Annotated in this window: 12 protein-coding genes, 3 pseudogenes and 1 riboswitch; of the genes and pseudogenes, 3 read left to right on the forward strand and 12 right to left on the reverse strand. The window is 61.1% G+C overall.

Annotated elements, in window-relative coordinates; translation table 11 throughout:
- Positions 1–100: 100 nt before the first annotated feature.
- Positions 101–651 (reverse strand): annotated as a pseudogene (locus ABRA89_RS02270) (recombinase family protein).
- A gap of 401 nt (positions 652–1,052) precedes the next feature.
- Positions 1,053–1,184: riboswitch (FMN riboswitch) on the forward strand.
- 75 nt (positions 1,185–1,259) lie between these two features.
- Between ABRA89_RS02270 and ABRA89_RS20400 the strand changes: the two are divergent.
- On the forward strand, positions 1,260–1,493 hold the full coding sequence (locus ABRA89_RS20400; protein ID WP_463671237.1) for a 6,7-dimethyl-8-ribityllumazine synthase: 234 nt from the start codon (positions 1,260–1,262) through the stop codon (positions 1,491–1,493).
- A pseudogene (locus tag ABRA89_RS02280) lies at positions 1,424–1,810 on the forward strand (SDR family oxidoreductase); the annotation flags it as partial. The gene ABRA89_RS20400 and the pseudogene ABRA89_RS02280, both read left to right, overlap by 70 nt.
- A gap of 595 nt (positions 1,811–2,405) precedes the next feature.
- On the opposite strand, the gene ABRA89_RS02285 reads toward ABRA89_RS02280, so the two are convergent.
- Both ABRA89_RS02285 and ABRA89_RS02290 read right to left on the reverse strand, forming a co-directional pair.
- Positions 2,406–2,909 (reverse strand): GNAT family N-acetyltransferase, encoded by a 504-nt coding sequence (locus ABRA89_RS02285; protein ID WP_349939820.1) that lies wholly within the window; start codon positions 2,907–2,909, stop codon positions 2,406–2,408.
- A gap of 9 nt (positions 2,910–2,918) precedes the next feature.
- Positions 2,919–3,223: pseudogene (locus tag ABRA89_RS02290) on the reverse strand (DUF3088 family protein); the annotation flags it as partial.
- Between the two features lie 191 nt (positions 3,224–3,414).
- Between ABRA89_RS02290 and ABRA89_RS02295 the strand changes: the two are divergent.
- Positions 3,415–4,308: a GGDEF domain-containing protein gene (locus ABRA89_RS02295; protein ID WP_349939821.1), complete on the forward strand. Its 894-nt coding sequence runs from the start codon at positions 3,415–3,417 to the stop codon at positions 4,306–4,308.
- Positions 4,309–4,557: 249 nt separating this feature from the next.
- On the opposite strand, the gene ABRA89_RS02300 is transcribed toward ABRA89_RS02295, so the two are convergent.
- The 9 genes from ABRA89_RS02300 to rhmD all read right to left on the reverse strand — a co-directional run bounded on the left by ABRA89_RS02300 (position 4,558) and on the right by rhmD (position 13,514).
- Complete coding sequence (locus ABRA89_RS02300; RefSeq protein WP_349939822.1) at positions 4,558–5,496, reverse strand: 2-hydroxyacid dehydrogenase; 939 nt, start codon at positions 5,494–5,496, stop codon at positions 4,558–4,560.
- Complete coding sequence (locus ABRA89_RS02305; RefSeq protein WP_349939823.1) at positions 5,493–5,909, reverse strand: VOC family protein; 417 nt, start codon at positions 5,907–5,909, stop codon at positions 5,493–5,495. The genes ABRA89_RS02300 and ABRA89_RS02305 overlap by 4 nt, the downstream gene beginning before the upstream one ends.
- Positions 5,910–6,447: 538 nt before the next feature.
- Positions 6,448–7,593 carry an alpha-hydroxy acid oxidase gene (locus ABRA89_RS02310; protein ID WP_349939824.1) on the reverse strand — a complete coding sequence of 382 codons (1,146 nt, stop codon included), beginning with the start codon at positions 7,591–7,593 and terminating at the stop codon, positions 6,448–6,450.
- Positions 7,594–7,798: 205 nt separating this feature from the next.
- On the reverse strand, positions 7,799–8,635 hold the full coding sequence (locus tag ABRA89_RS02315; protein ID WP_349939825.1) for a fumarylacetoacetate hydrolase family protein: 837 nt from the start codon (positions 8,633–8,635) through the stop codon (positions 7,799–7,801).
- 30 nt (positions 8,636–8,665) lie between these two features.
- Positions 8,666–9,409 (reverse strand): SDR family NAD(P)-dependent oxidoreductase, encoded by a 744-nt coding sequence (locus ABRA89_RS02320; RefSeq protein WP_349939826.1) that lies wholly within the window; start codon positions 9,407–9,409, stop codon positions 8,666–8,668.
- Between the two features lie 43 nt (positions 9,410–9,452).
- Positions 9,453–10,739, reverse strand: coding sequence for a TRAP transporter large permease (locus tag ABRA89_RS02325; protein ID WP_349939827.1), 1,287 nt, complete (start codon positions 10,737–10,739; stop codon positions 9,453–9,455).
- Complete coding sequence (locus tag ABRA89_RS02330; RefSeq protein ID WP_349939828.1) at positions 10,736–11,281, reverse strand: TRAP transporter small permease; 546 nt, start codon at positions 11,279–11,281, stop codon at positions 10,736–10,738. Before ABRA89_RS02330 ends, ABRA89_RS02325 begins: the two co-directional genes overlap by 4 nt.
- Entirely contained in the window at positions 11,278–12,273 is a 996-nt protein-coding gene (locus ABRA89_RS02335) for a TRAP transporter substrate-binding protein (RefSeq protein WP_349939829.1), read from the reverse strand. Before ABRA89_RS02335 ends, ABRA89_RS02330 begins: the two co-directional genes overlap by 4 nt.
- Before the next feature lie 56 nt (positions 12,274–12,329).
- Positions 12,330–13,514, reverse strand: coding sequence for an L-rhamnonate dehydratase (rhmD, locus tag ABRA89_RS02340; RefSeq protein WP_349939830.1), 1,185 nt, complete (start codon positions 13,512–13,514; stop codon positions 12,330–12,332).
- Positions 13,515–13,518 lie beyond the last annotated feature (4 nt).

A 13,518-nucleotide genomic window follows, 5' to 3' on the forward strand; every position in this document is an offset into this window, starting at 1 on the left:
TGTCTTATTCCACCAGTTGGGACAGTCCCTCGGGGCGCGAATGTCAGCAATTAGGAACGGCTGCAAGAGGATCGGAACCGAAGAAAACGGCGCTAAGCCGTCATTTCTTGGGCTCGCCCAGAACTCGATAAATTTGCATTCGCGAACAGCCGACAGCCTTTGCGATAGCTGTTGAACCCAAGCCTGACGCACTGATCGCATCAATTTGCGCTCGGTCAAGGCGGCGCTTGCCGCCCTTGTATACGCCGTCGGCTTTTGCGCGCTCTATGCCTTCGCGCTGTCGCTCTTTTGTAAAGCGGTGTTCCATCTGCGCCTTTATACCACGCACCGTCAGTATGAGGTGGCCCATTCCGGCTCGATTCGAAACATTTGGTCGAGCACGGTGGCGAATGCACCGCGCTGCTCGCAGTCTTAGATGAGGTTCAACACGTCGCATGAGTCGCGACCGAGCCGATCGAGGTGCGTCACCAACAGTTCGTCCGCGGGGCGGATAAATTCGATGATGGCCGCCAGTTCGGCTCGACCATCACGGCTTGCTCCCGCCAATTTTTCAGATCGAATGATCTCGCACCCTTCGGCTTTCAGCTGCGAAGGCTGTAGGTCGAGGTCTTGATCGACGGTGCTGACGCGACCGCGATCAATGCGTGCCATATATCACCTCAAGCTTTAGGCATGAGGCTACACTATCACAAAATGCTGCCGTCAAGGACGATGTGACACCGAAATCAATAGGGTTCAGTGTTCGCCCCGTGTGTCGCTTTAGGGTGTTCCCTGAGGTTACAGCGGCTTCAGTCGGCTCTACGCCCAACTCAGCTACCCTTAGCGCCTTTGAACATTCCCGAAAGCGTACGGGCAGCGTATGCTCGCCAGGTCCTTACAGCGCGATATAAATAGACCTGTAAGGCGTTTCGCTATTTTCTGCTTTTCAGGTTCCAGTTATTTTGCCTGCGCTCCGTTAATGATAGCGTTCAACAAGAGAGGCAGCCATCCGCGTCCTTCATCGAAGCTATGCCGCGAATGATTGACAATCCTTCGCTATCGCTTCAGGAACGCCTGGTTCTCAGGGCGGGGTGAAATTCCCCACCGGCGGTGAAAGCCCGCGAGCGCCGTCTTTACGGGACGGGTCAGCAGATCCGGTGAAATTCCGGGGCCGACGGTTACAGTCCGGATGAGAGAGAACGAAGCTTTCGATCCCCAAGCGGATCGGGTGCTTTCGTGCGCTCTGGAATCCTGTCGTGTTTCAAGGGCCCGGAGCATTCATGTCGATCCCCCTAAAATTCGCCTTCATTCAGGCTGGCTGGCATCGTGATATCGTCGGTCAGGCCCATCTCGGCTTCATGCAGCGGCTAATTGAGCGGGAGGCCGGCATCGCGGTCGACCTCTACGATGTTCCAGGGGCGTTCGAGATGCCGCTTCTTGCCCAGAAGCGCGCGCCATGCTCGCCCATGGCAAGGGCGGTTCGATCGTCAACATCGCGTCCATGTCCGGCGTGATCGTCAACCGGGGCCTCAATCAGGTCCACTACAACGCCTCCAAAGCCGGCGTCATCCACATGTCGAAGTCGATGGCAATGGAATGGGTCGAACGCGGCATCCGCGTGAACTCCATCAGCCCCGGCTACACCGCGACGCCGATGAACACGCGGCCCGAAATGGTGCACCAGACCAAGGAGTTCGAGAGCCAGACCCCGATGCAGCGCATGGCGAGCGTCGACGAGATGGTCGGCCCCGCGATCTTTCTCCTGTCCGACGCCGCATCCTATTGCACCGGCGTCGATCTCCTTGTCGACGGCGGCTTCTGCTGCTGGTGAAACGAGCTTAGAGTATTGTGCATGAACAGTGCATGATACTTTTGCTATATATCGTGAGATAGGGAAAATTAGAGCAAGAGCCTAATTTCGACTGGGCCGATAGACGTTTTCTTGCGTTCGATTCTTCTGTAAACATAGTGGATCATTTTCTCGCGCCTGCCGATAGGGAGCGATGCCAGGATCCCGAAAGCGACCACCGAAAAGCGGAGACGGTAATTGGTGGGGAAATTGGGCCTCTCGCAAACTTTTCCGCTTAACTGTCTGCTGACGATGCTCGCTGATTTCAGGGCTCTCGATGATGCCGCTACCACATCACGGGTTGCCTTCGACCAACAGGGCAAACGGGCAATGATGCTCCAGCGCCAAATGCAAGGCTGCTTGCGCGCAGGCGACATGTAAGTCCGTCACGTCAGGTGCGGTCGCCTCCATGACATGAGCATCATTCGCAAGAGCCGCTTAACCTGATCGCCCTCCTCCGATCTCCGCCGGAGGGCGCGGCACGCTGAAACCGGCTGTCAGTTCAAGACAGATCGAGACGAGCCGCTCTTAAGGCTGCCATTGCTGAAGGGCCGGGTGCGCATCGTGCTTGGGCGAACTACTGTAACGGACCGGACGGCCGAAAACATAGGCGCTGACCATGATCCTCTCCGTCATCGTCCGGCCGCTTCCGTTGAAAGCTCGAGCCGATACACGTCGGTTTCTCGCCGCTCGAACCCGAGCCATTGGTAGAGCTGTTGGCGGCTTCCCGGGACGGCTGAGACGTCAGGTGGATCTTTTGAACACCAAGGGAAGCGGCCAGCTCGATCGCCGCCCGTACCAGCTTTTCCGCCAAACCTTTGCTCCTGTGAGCACCCCAAACGACCACATCGTCGATGAAGGCCCGAACACCTGTCACGACACGGAATGTAACGAGTGGCGTGATGCCGACGATCCCGCCTCCGGCGCCAACCGCCAAAATTTTGGTGCCAGGATCGGCAACCGTTGCCTCCAGCTCGGCGCGCGTGAAACGTGGCTCGCTGGATGATAGCTGTGCTAGCAGGGACGCGATGGCATCGGCGGAAGTCGCAATCTGGATGGATGCGGGATCGACATTGCGCATTGCGGCAAACTAAGGGTGGAGCAGGGGGATTCCATGCCTGTCGGATAACGCCGTGAGAATGTTGTTTTTATCTGAGATAAAGGCCCGCCCCTCATCGATCCCGGTTTGATGGGGGGATTTTTCCTCCTCGGCCAGAACGAACAAGGGCAGCGATTGATTGTTCTCGCCAACACTTCGATCGCTTCGCGGCGTGGCCGGGACCAGGCAATCCTTTCAACTTCGATACGTCTGGCAAGTTCGGGAAAAGAAGTCAGCAGACCTTCCATCATAACACAGTGCCAGCAATAAAATTTTTGACCAGGATAGGCGGGGTCTTCGAATCCCGGCTACAAGATGGTGAGCTTGTCGCGTTGCAAGTTTCATCCTTTCAGGGTTGGCAAATCAGCGCCAACCTTGCCGCCGCAATAGACCCTCAACCCGCGACACGACGGTTGTCGCACCATGTCCGGTTCGGACAGCCTCGATCGAGTTGCTGGACGGCTGATACGCGTCGAAACCGTAACCTTTGCTTTCCGGCTTTTGTGCTTGGTGGCAGTCGAAGGGCTTTCTAGATTTTTTTAGGCGGATCGTCACCAAAGCCCCGATACCCGCAGAATTTAACGCCTTTGTAGCGGAATACCGGCAAAATAAGACGATGTTCGGAACGCTACAACTTTTCAGCAATCTCAGAGTGCTGCTTTCGTTCACCTTTCTAGTGATGATCGGAGCGATCGGTTCTTCGATACTGCTCACCGGTCACATGAATGTGGCGATGCCCGAACCTTGGAGTCAGCAAAGCTTTGTGACGTCTTGGGTCGTTCCCTGCGTAATCGGCTTGCCGATTTGGATCATTATGGCAACGATACTTATTCGCAACGACCGTTTGCTTCGTAAGGTCGAAAACCTGTCCCGCTACGACGCCTTGACCGGGCTCCTCAATCGTCGAGCTTTTTTCGAGATCGGGTGTCAGGAGCTCAAGTTCGCGAGAAACAGGGGAAACCCGCTTATCGTCGTCGCGATGCTCGATCTCGATTGTTTCAAGGTGATCAACGACACCCACGGTCATCCTACCGGCGACGCTGCTCTTGTGGCGATGGCGCGGCTCTTTGGTCACTGCGACCTGCCGCAGACAGTCAATGCGCGCCTTGGCGGAGATGAATTTGTCGTTCTCTTCGCAGGCGCCTCCGCGCGTGCGGCCGAGGCGCATATGGAGCGGTACAGAGAACTGGTTTCGTCCCTCTCGATCGACAGTCCGTCCGGTGCATGTGTGAAGGTTTCTACCAGCATCGGACTTTCTAGCGTGCTGCTCGACGAGGGTAGCGATCCTAGAACAGAACTCGAAAAACTGCTCGCTGACGCGGATGGTGCGCTCTACGAAGCAAAGGTCGGCGGTCGAAACCGCGTCGCAACAGCAGCCTGATCTGCCGAGCCACATACGACTGACCGCGAAATTTCACTACTACCGCTTTTTCTCGCACTCGGCTTCGTCTATCGACCGACGCGGACGGCGCAAGCGTTCCGTGACAGGCACGAACCAGAATTGTGGCAAGCGAGCTGCGCTCACTTCCCCATAATCAGAAGTCAGCGACGTATAGCTTGAATGAGTCGAAAGCCGATCGGCAGCTTTTGCCGTCAAGGTGTTCAGAAGCCGGCAGTCTCCCTCCGGGGGCTAATAGCCAACGGTCCGATCGACAAACTCGGGTAAGTCGCCCCGCTCAAAGTAATCTCGGACGTTCTTGGCTGCGATCGCGCTTGCGCTCTTCTTGTTCGTCGGCGCCGCGACGTGGGGCATGACGGTGACTGAGGTATGCGTCCAGAAGGCGTGGCCAGGCGGAAGCGGCTCCTGATCGAAAACGTCGAGGACGGCGTGTTTCACGCCTCCGCCATCGAGGGCGGCAAGTAGAGCAGCGGTTTCGATGATCGGTCCGCGCCCGACATTGATAAGCGAAATACCGGGTGAACAATTGGCGAGAATTTTCGCGTCTATCAGACCCGCTGTCGCTTGGGTCAGCGGCAGGAGAACGACGACGATCTCCGTTGTTTCCAACACGCTGCTAAGCGAGGTATCGCCGGCATAGGTCTCCACGCCATCGATGTTTCGGGGCGAGCGCGACCAGCCGAGCACCCGAAATCCCGACGCCAACAGGCGCTGGCACGTCAAAGTGCCGAGTTCTCCCAGCCCAAGGACCGCTACCGTCCGCTCACTCGCAAGCGGCTGATCGAGCGGACGCCAGATCCCGGCCCGCTGCTGCGCAAGATATTCCGGCATGCGCCGATGAAGATAGAAGACATGGCTGAGGACCGCCTCGGCCATGGTCTCAGCGAGTACAGGATCGACCAAGCGGACGATGCCGATCTCAGTCGGAAGCGCAGTCACCAGACGCTCCACGCCGGCCCAGAGGCTTTGAACCCACCGAAGAGCAGGAAACCCTGCAAGATCTGCTGGGTGCGGGTTCGCGACGATTGCGACCTCGACGCTCTCCGCTTCTGAAGGGGAAAGCGAAACAGGGTCCGTCACGCGATGGTCCGGAAGGGCCGACTGCAGCTCTGCGCGCCATGCCTCGGCTTCGTTGCTTTCCATCGTGGTGACGAACGGTACTACGGTCATGCTGCCCACACCGCTTCTTCGTTGGCGAAACCTTTCAGCTCGATCGGATTGCCGGCGGGGTCGCGGAAGAACATCGTCCATTGCTCGCCGGGCTGGCCCTCGAACCTCACGGTCGGTTCGATGACGAATTCGAGTTCGGTTGCAGTCAGCCTGTCCGCAATCTCTCGCCAGATCTCCAGAGGAAGGACCGCGCCCAGATGAGGCATCGGCACCATATGATCGCCGACCTTGCCGGATTCGGCCGTCGCGAAGGGCTTGCCGAGGTGAAGCGAGATCTGATGGCCGAAGAAGTCGAAATCGATCCAGGTCTCGGTACTGCGACCTCTTCTGCAGCCAAGAAGGTGGCCATAGAAGTGGGCGGCGGCTTTGAGGTCGTCCACGTGGTAGGCGAGATGAAACAGCGGCTTGAACATGCGACGGTCTCCTTCATGACGTGCTGCAGGCCCTCGCTTTGGGCCGCCTAGCCCTTTCACGATCGTTCTCTTCGCAAAGCCTATCAAGCGCTTCGCGACCAGACGAGGAGATCGAGAAGCAGGTGCGAAGCTGTCGACATCCCGACGTCGCAGTGCGGCTCCATCGCGATGCAAGTGTGTTGGCAGCAAGCGGTTCGCTCGATACCACCACCGACATCATTCGATGCAGCGCGCTTAACCGTCAATTCCGAACGGCATTTCGCCCTCAGCTGGCAACAAGCATGACGGTGAATTGCCCGAACGGAAAGGGGGTGATGGGTAATGGAAGCCCCAGGAAGTATGGGTTACGAGTGTTTCTGGTAACCTCGTAGATGCCCAAGTACGTCGTTCACACCGAGGGGTCACTGCTTCGATCCCAGTCGTGCCCACCATTTCACGAAAATGCAATGTCGACAGCGATCGGTTCGCCGTGCGTGACGCTGGTCCTGATCGCTCTGCGCGTATCGTTCGAAACCTTCGTTTCGTGGCAATGCTCGCCTCAGCGGAAACGGAGTTTGTCTCTGGAGAGCTGGTCGATGCGGGTGCAGCCCATGAGGCGCATGTCGCGGACGAGCTCGTCGCGCATCAGGGTGAGGGCGCGTTCGACGCCGGGCTGGCCGGCGGCGGCGAGCGGGAAAAGGTAGTAGCGGCCGAGGCCGACGGCCTTTGCGCCGAGCGCCAGCGCTTTGAGCACATGCGTGCCGCGCGTGACACCGGAATCGAGGATTACGTCGAGCCGGTCGCCGGCGGCCTGCACGATCTCCTCCAGCTGGTCGAAGGACGAGCGAGAGCCGTCGAGCTGGCGTCCGCCATGGTTGGAGATGACGATGCCCTTGCAGCCGATTTCGGCGGCGCGAACGGCGTCTTCGGGGGCCATCACGCCCTTCATGCAGAAGGTGCCGCCCCAGAATTCGACCATTTCGGCTACATCGTCCCAGGTCATGCCGGGATCGAGCATTTCGGTGAAGTATTGGCCGATCGAGGCCGTGCCGCCGCCCATGTTCACATGCTGGTCAAGCTGCGGCAAAGAGAAGTTTTCATGGGTGAGATAGTTGATCGCCCAGGCCGGCTTGATGGCGAACTGGGCGATACCCTTCGCGTTCAGCCGGAATGGGATGGAAAAGCCCGTACGCTTGTCGCGCTCGCGATTGCCGCCGGTGATACTGTCCACCGTCAGCATCATCACCTCGACGCCCGCCTCCTTGGCGCGTTCCATCATGGCTCGGTTGAGGCCGCGATCCTTGTGGAAATAGAACTGATAGACCTGCGGGTTCTTGTGCTTCTTGCGCAGCTCTTCGAGGCTTACCGTGCCCAAAGAAGACACGCCGAACATGGTGCCGAACTTCTCGGCCGCGGCACCGACTGCCCGCTCGCCATCGTGATGGAAGAGCCGCTGGAGCGCCGTCGGCGAGCAGTAGACCGGCAGGTCGAGCTTCTGGCCGAGCACGGTGACCGAGAGATCGACATCGGCCACGCCGCGCAGGATGTTCGGCACGAGATCGACCTCTTCGAAGGCCGCCGTGTTGCGCCGATAGGTGGTCTCGTCGTCCGCCGCCCCGTCGATATAGTTGAAGATCGGGCCGGGAAGCCTGCGCTTCGCCAGTTTCCGGAAATCATCGAAGTTGTGGCAGTCGGTGAGGCGCATGTCGGCGGGGCCTTGAAGCTTGCGTTCGCGTTCGGGCTTAAGCGTCAGACGAACGTTGGCATTCGTCTGACGCTCCCGACTTATCTGATCGGCGCCGGTTCGTTGAAAAGCCCGCGCCCGCTTTTCGCCCGGAGCTCTAACGCTTCGTCCGCCGGCGGGAGGAGGACCGGGGACGAAGCGGCCAGCGGGGGTCGACCGGTGACGGTCAGGCCCGGCCGACCCTCTGGGTCTGCTCGCCGAGCCCCTCGATGCCGAGGCGCATGGTCTCGCCGCCCTTCAGATAGACCTGCGGTTTCTGGCCCATGCCGACGCCGGGAGGCGTGCCGGTGGAGATGACGTCACCCGGCTGCAGCGACATGAACTGGCTGACATAGTGGACGAGATGGGCGACGCCGAAGACCATGGTCTCGGTGGTGCCGTCCTGATAGCGGTGCCCGTCTACCTCCAGCCAGAGAGCCAGCTTCTGCGGGTCGGCGACTTCGTCCTTCGTGACGAGCCAGGGGCCGATGGGCCCGAAGGTGTCGGCGCTCTTGCCCTTGATCCACTGACCGCTGCGCTCCGTCTGGAAGCCGCGCTCCGAGACGTCGTTGATGACGCAATAGCCGGCGACATGGTCCATCGCCGCGTCCTTCTCGATATAGACGCCGCCCTTGCCGATGACGACGCCGAGCTCGACCTCCCAGTCGCACTTCTCGGAGCCGCGTGGCACGAGAACCGTGTCGTTCGGCCCACAGACCGCCGAGGTCGCCTTGCCGAAGATCACCGGCTCCTTGGGCAGATCCATGCCGCTCTCGGCCGCGTGGTCGGCGTAGTTGAGGCCGATGCACAGAAACTTGCCCACATGACCGACGCAGGCACCGATCCGGCCTTCGAGGACGGGCAGGCTCGAAAGATCGGCCGCGCGAATGCGCTCCAGACCCTCGGGCGTCAGCGCCTCTCCGGAAATATCGGTGACGATGCCGGAGAGGTCGCGCGCCTTGCCGTCGCCGTCGAGAATTGCGGGCTTTTCGGCTCCGGGTTCGCCGATGCGCAGTAGTTTCATGGGTTCAAAGGTCCTCTTGTCCTGTCGTGATCAGTATGTTGCGCGCCCGCCCGAAAGGTCGAACACGGCGCCCGTCGTAAACGAATTTTCCGCGCTCGCCAGCCAGGCGATCATGTTGGCCGCCTCGTGAACTTCGAGGAAGCGGCCGCGGGGGATCTTGGAGAGCATATAGTCGATATGCTCCTGGCTCATCTGGTCGAAGATGCGCGTGCGGGCGGCGGCGGGCGTCACGCAGTTCACCGCGACGTCCACATCGGCGGTCTCCTTGCCGAGGGACTTCGTCAGCGCGATCACACCGGCCTTGGAGGCGGAGTAGGCGCAGGCGTTCGGATTGCCTTCCTTGCCTGCGATCGAGGCGGTGTTGACGATGCGGCCATAGCCGCGCTCCACCATGCCGCGCACGATGGTGCGATTGAGATGGAAGACACCGTTGAGATTGATATCGACCACCCGGCGGAATTCCTCCGGATCGTAATCCATCACCTTGGCGTTGGCGCCCGCGATCCCCGCATTGGCGATGAGGATGTCCGGCGCGCCGAACTCGGCCTCCATGGTCTTCGCAGTTGCTTCCACGGCCGAAAGATCGGTCTGGTCCACCTGACGGAATTCGACCTTGTCGCCGAGTTCGCTGGCGGCCTCACGCCCGAGATCGCCGTCACGGTCCCAGATGGAAACGCCGCGCGCGCCCGCTTCGAGCATGCGCTCGACGACGGCGCGGCCTATCCCTTGCGCGCCCCCGGTAACAATGGCGATGCGGCCTGAAAGATCGGTCATGGTCGGGTCCTGTATGACAGTGTGTGTTGGGTGGGCAGGCGGCTCAGCCGCCATATCCGCCGAAGTATCGAGGGACGAACAGCGTCACCTGCGGCACGAAAGCGATGACGAGAAGCCCGACGAGGAGAATGAGGAAATAGGGCATGAAGGGCCGGATCGCCTTCGCATAGGCCACTTCCCCGATATTGCACGCAAGGATCAGGATGATCGCCACCGGCGGGGTGATGGAGCCGAGCAGCACGCAGACGATGATGACGGTTGCGAAATGGATCGGGTCGAGACCGTAGATCTGGGCGATCGGCGCAAGCATCGGCGTGACGAGGATCAGTGCCGAGATCGTCTCGACGAACATGCCGAGGACGAGCAGCGCGGCGATGATGAGGAGCAGCGCCAGATACCTGTCTTCGGTCAGCGACTGAAGCCCCTGGGCGAGCTGGGCCGGGAAGCCCTCGCGGGCGATGATCCATGAAAACAGCGCAGCGCCGCCGAGGATGATCAGGATCGAGGACGTCGAGATCATCGCCTCCTTGAAGAAGCGGAAGGTGTTCCTGAACTTCAGTTCGCCCGCGAAAATCCCGAAGAGAAGGGCGTAGACCACGGCAAGAACGCCGGCCTCGGTGGGCGTGAAGAAGCCCGACTGGATGCCGCCGATGATAAGGACCGGCAGGAAGAGCGCCGGCAGCGCAACGAGGAAGCTCTTGCCGACCTCGCCCATGCCGGAGCGCGGATGCTGGGTGCCGCCGATCCGGTCCGCCGTGAACCAGACCCAGGCCATCAGCATGGCTGCCAGCGTCAGGCCCGGCAGGATGCCGGCGAGGAAGAGCGTGCCGATGGAGAGGCCGGTCATCGCGCCGTAGAGCACCATCAGGAGGCTCGGCGGGATGATCGGCCCGAGCATGGCGGAGGCGGCGGTGATCGCGACGGAATGTTCCGGCTTGTAGCCCTCGCGGCGCATGCCCGGGAGGAGCATGGAGCCGACGGCGGCGACATCCGCCGCGGCCGAGCCGGAAATCCCGGAAAACAAGACCGAGGTCATGATGTTCACCTGACCGAGGCCACCGCGCACATGGCCGATCGCGGCCCGCGCGAAGCGCACGATCGCGGTCGTGATGCCCGACACGTTCATCAGGGAGCCCGCGAGGATGAAGAGCGGAATCGCCATCAGCGGGAAGCTGTCCAGCGAGGAAAAGAAGCGCTGGGGAAGAACGAGAAGTGGCACGGTCGACGTCGTCACGAGGATGACTACCGCCGAGAGCCCCATGGCGAAAGCGATCGGCACGCCGATGACCAGGAGGATCGTGAAGAGCAGGAAGAGGAGCGCGACCGTCATTTCATGAGGCTTTCGGAGCTTTGATCGGTCGCGGTCGTGCCGGTGTCCTCCGTTTCGTCCTCATCCGGCCAGGCGGCCGCGCGGTCCTCCGCGCGAAGCAGGAGGGCGAGGCAGCCGAGGGCGGCACCGAGCGGGATGGAGGCATAGATCCAGGCGCGGGAGACCCCGAGCGTGGGGGATGTGAAGGCCCCGTTGCGGGCCGTGAAGGTCCAGCCCTGCCAGGCGAGGATGGCAAGGAAGATGAGGCTGAGCACCATTGCCAGCCGCAACCGCCAGCGCGCGGCGACCGGGGGCACGGAGAGGATGTCCACCAGGATCTCATCGTGCCGGTAGAGCACCACCGGCAGGCCGATCATCACGCACCAGACGAGGAGCGTGCGCACGACTTCTTCGGTCCAGAACCAGCCGATGCCGACGAAGCGGTCGACCACCTGGATGAAGACGAGCGTCACCATCGACGCAAATGCCAGGACCACCGCCGCGGCAAGCACGGCGAAGGCCCTGTCGATGAGCTGTCTCGCTTGGGACGGGACGCGGATCATTCGCCGGAGGCGGACCGGATCTCACCGATCAGATCGGTCGCGCCGGCCTGTTCGGCGAACTTGTCCTGAAGGTCGCTGAGGGCCTCGCGGAAGGGTTCGAGATCCATTTCGTGGATTTCGATGCCCGTCTCGGCGAGCTTGGAATCCCACTCGTCCTGACGACCGGCCCATTCGTCGCGCTGCTGCTGGGCGACTTCGAGAGCGGCCTCGGTGACGATCGTCTGCTGGTCCTCGGTGAGCGTGTCGAGGAACTGGCGGCTCGTGACGAAGCTGCCGTCGAAGAAGATGTGGCGCGTCTTGTTGTAGTGCTTTGCCACTTCGTAGATGTTGTTGGTGTAGGCCGCTTCCGGCGTTCCCTCCATCGCACCGACGACGCCCGTCTGCATGGCGGTATAGACCTCCGGGAACGGGATCGGCGTCGGCTGGGCGTTCAGGGTCGAGAAGGTCTCGACGAAGACCGGGCTTTCCGGAACGCGGATCTTCAGGCCCTCGAAGTCGGACGGCTGCTGGATGACCTTTTCGGTGGTGAAGGTGTCGCGATAGCCGGCCTGGATCCAGTTGAGGACGACAAGGCCCGTCGCCTCTTCGAGCTGCTCGTTGAGGCCGTTGCCGATGTCGCCGGTGACGACGTTCTGCCAGTGGGCCGGATCGTCATAGAGGTAGGGCAGGGTCAGGATGCCGTAGGCCGGCACGTAGTTGGCGTAGAGCCCGCTCTCGCCATAGCCCATTTCGAGCGTGCCGAGCTGGACGGATTCGATGATCTCGCGCTGCCCGCCCAGCTGCCCGCCGGGCAGGACCTCGACCGAAATGCTGCCACCGGACTTGTCCTCGACGATCTCGGCGAAGCGCTCGGCCGCGATGTGCTGCTCGGAGCTTTCCGGCAGGTGGTGAGCGAAACGCATCGTCACGTCCTGCGCGAAGGCCGTGCCCGAAAGCATGGTCGCGCCGAGGGCGAGTGCCACGATGGTCTTGAGTTTACTAATGTTGGTCATGTCTTTCCTCCCAATAGCGGAGCGGGGACTTACAGGCACCCGCCCCAGTCATGAATTCAGTGGTCGTAGGGACGGTTGAGGGCGAGATCCTCGGAGAGGGTCACGCCGAAGCCCGGCTTTTCGAGATCGGACGCCTTGATGCGCCCGTTCTGAGGCACCGGCTCGCCGAGCAGCATCGGCGCGAACATCGGCTGGATGCGGTCGGCCTTGGGGGCCATCATCAGGAATTCGGCGAACGGGCTGTTCTGCCGCGTGATGACGAAGTGGTAGCTGTAGACGCTCGAGCCGTGCGGGATGACCATCTTGTTGTGGGCATCGGCGAGCGCCGAGATCTTCAGAAGCTCGGTGAGGCCGCCGCACCAGCCCACATCGGGTTGGATGAAGTCGCAGCAGTCCATTTCGAGGAGCATGCGGAAGCCCCAGCGGGTCGCCTCGTGCTCGCCGGTGGTGACCAGCATGCCGGGCGGCACGTTGCGCTTCAATTCGGCATAGCCCCAGTAATCGTCGGGCGGCAGGCACTCCTCGATCCATTTGAGACCGAATTCGGACGCGCCCTGCGCGAGCCGCGAGGCATAATCGACGTTTAAACTCATCCAGCAGTCGAGCATCAGCCAGAAATGCTCGCCGACGGCCTCGCGCATCTTTTCAAGGCGCGCAAATTCGGTCGCCATGCCCTCTTCGCCCTGTGCCGGCCCATGCTGCAAAGCCATCTTGCCGCCGAGAAAGCCCATGCCTTTGGCGAGGTCCGGCCGTGCGCCTGTCGCGTAGAATACCTGCTCGTCGCGCACCGGACCGCCGATCATGGCTGAGACCGGCTCCTGCCGAACCTGACCAAGCAGGTCCCAGAGCGCAAGATCGACACCGGAGATCGCGTTGAGGACGAGACCGCGCCGCCCGTAATAGAGCGAGGCGTTGAACATCTGGTCCCAGATCACCTCGATATCGGTGACCTTGCGGCCCTCGACGAAGCGGGCGAAGTGCTTTTCGACGATAAAGGCCGCCGGCTCGCCGCCGGTCGTGACCGCGATGCCCTTGACGCCCGTATCCGTCTCGACCTCGACGACAAGGGTGCCGAGAACGTTGATGCCGAAGGACTGCCGGCTTTTGCGATAGGCGGGATATTTCGACATGGGCGTCGAAATGTTGTCGTCGATCCAGTGGCCTTCGCCCTGATCGTGATAATCCGCGCCGCCTCCACGCACCGTGAAGGCCCTGATGTGCTTGATGATCGGCGTGGCCACCGAA

This window comes from Fulvimarina thalattae, assembly GCF_040239565.1.
Lineage (GTDB): Bacteria > Pseudomonadota > Alphaproteobacteria > Rhizobiales > Rhizobiaceae > Fulvimarina.

Coding starts and splice junctions, on each gene's coding strand:
- ABRA89_RS02325 (WP_349939827.1), bottom strand. CDS start 10,739: ATGACGGTCGCGCTCCTCTTCCTGCTCTTCACGATCCTCCTGGTCATC.
- ABRA89_RS02310 (WP_349939824.1), bottom strand. CDS start 7,593: ATGCGCCTCACCGACTGCCACAACTTCGATGATTTCCGGAAACTGGCG.
- ABRA89_RS02335 (WP_349939829.1), bottom strand. CDS start 12,273: ATGACCAACATTAGTAAACTCAAGACCATCGTGGCACTCGCCCTCGGC.
- ABRA89_RS02315 (WP_349939825.1), bottom strand. CDS start 8,635: ATGAAACTACTGCGCATCGGCGAACCCGGAGCCGAAAAGCCCGCAATT.
- ABRA89_RS02330 (WP_349939828.1), bottom strand. CDS start 11,281: ATGATCCGCGTCCCGTCCCAAGCGAGACAGCTCATCGACAGGGCCTTC.
- ABRA89_RS02300 (WP_349939822.1), bottom strand. CDS start 5,496: ATGACCGTAGTACCGTTCGTCACCACGATGGAAAGCAACGAAGCCGAG.
- ABRA89_RS02305 (WP_349939823.1), bottom strand. CDS start 5,909: ATGTTCAAGCCGCTGTTTCATCTCGCCTACCACGTGGACGACCTCAAA.
- ABRA89_RS20400 (WP_463671237.1), top strand. CDS start 1,260: ATGTCGATCCCCCTAAAATTCGCCTTCATTCAGGCTGGCTGGCATCGT.
- ABRA89_RS02285 (WP_349939820.1), bottom strand. CDS start 2,909: ATGCGCAATGTCGATCCCGCATCCATCCAGATTGCGACTTCCGCCGAT.
- ABRA89_RS02320 (WP_349939826.1), bottom strand. CDS start 9,409: ATGACCGATCTTTCAGGCCGCATCGCCATTGTTACCGGGGGCGCGCAA.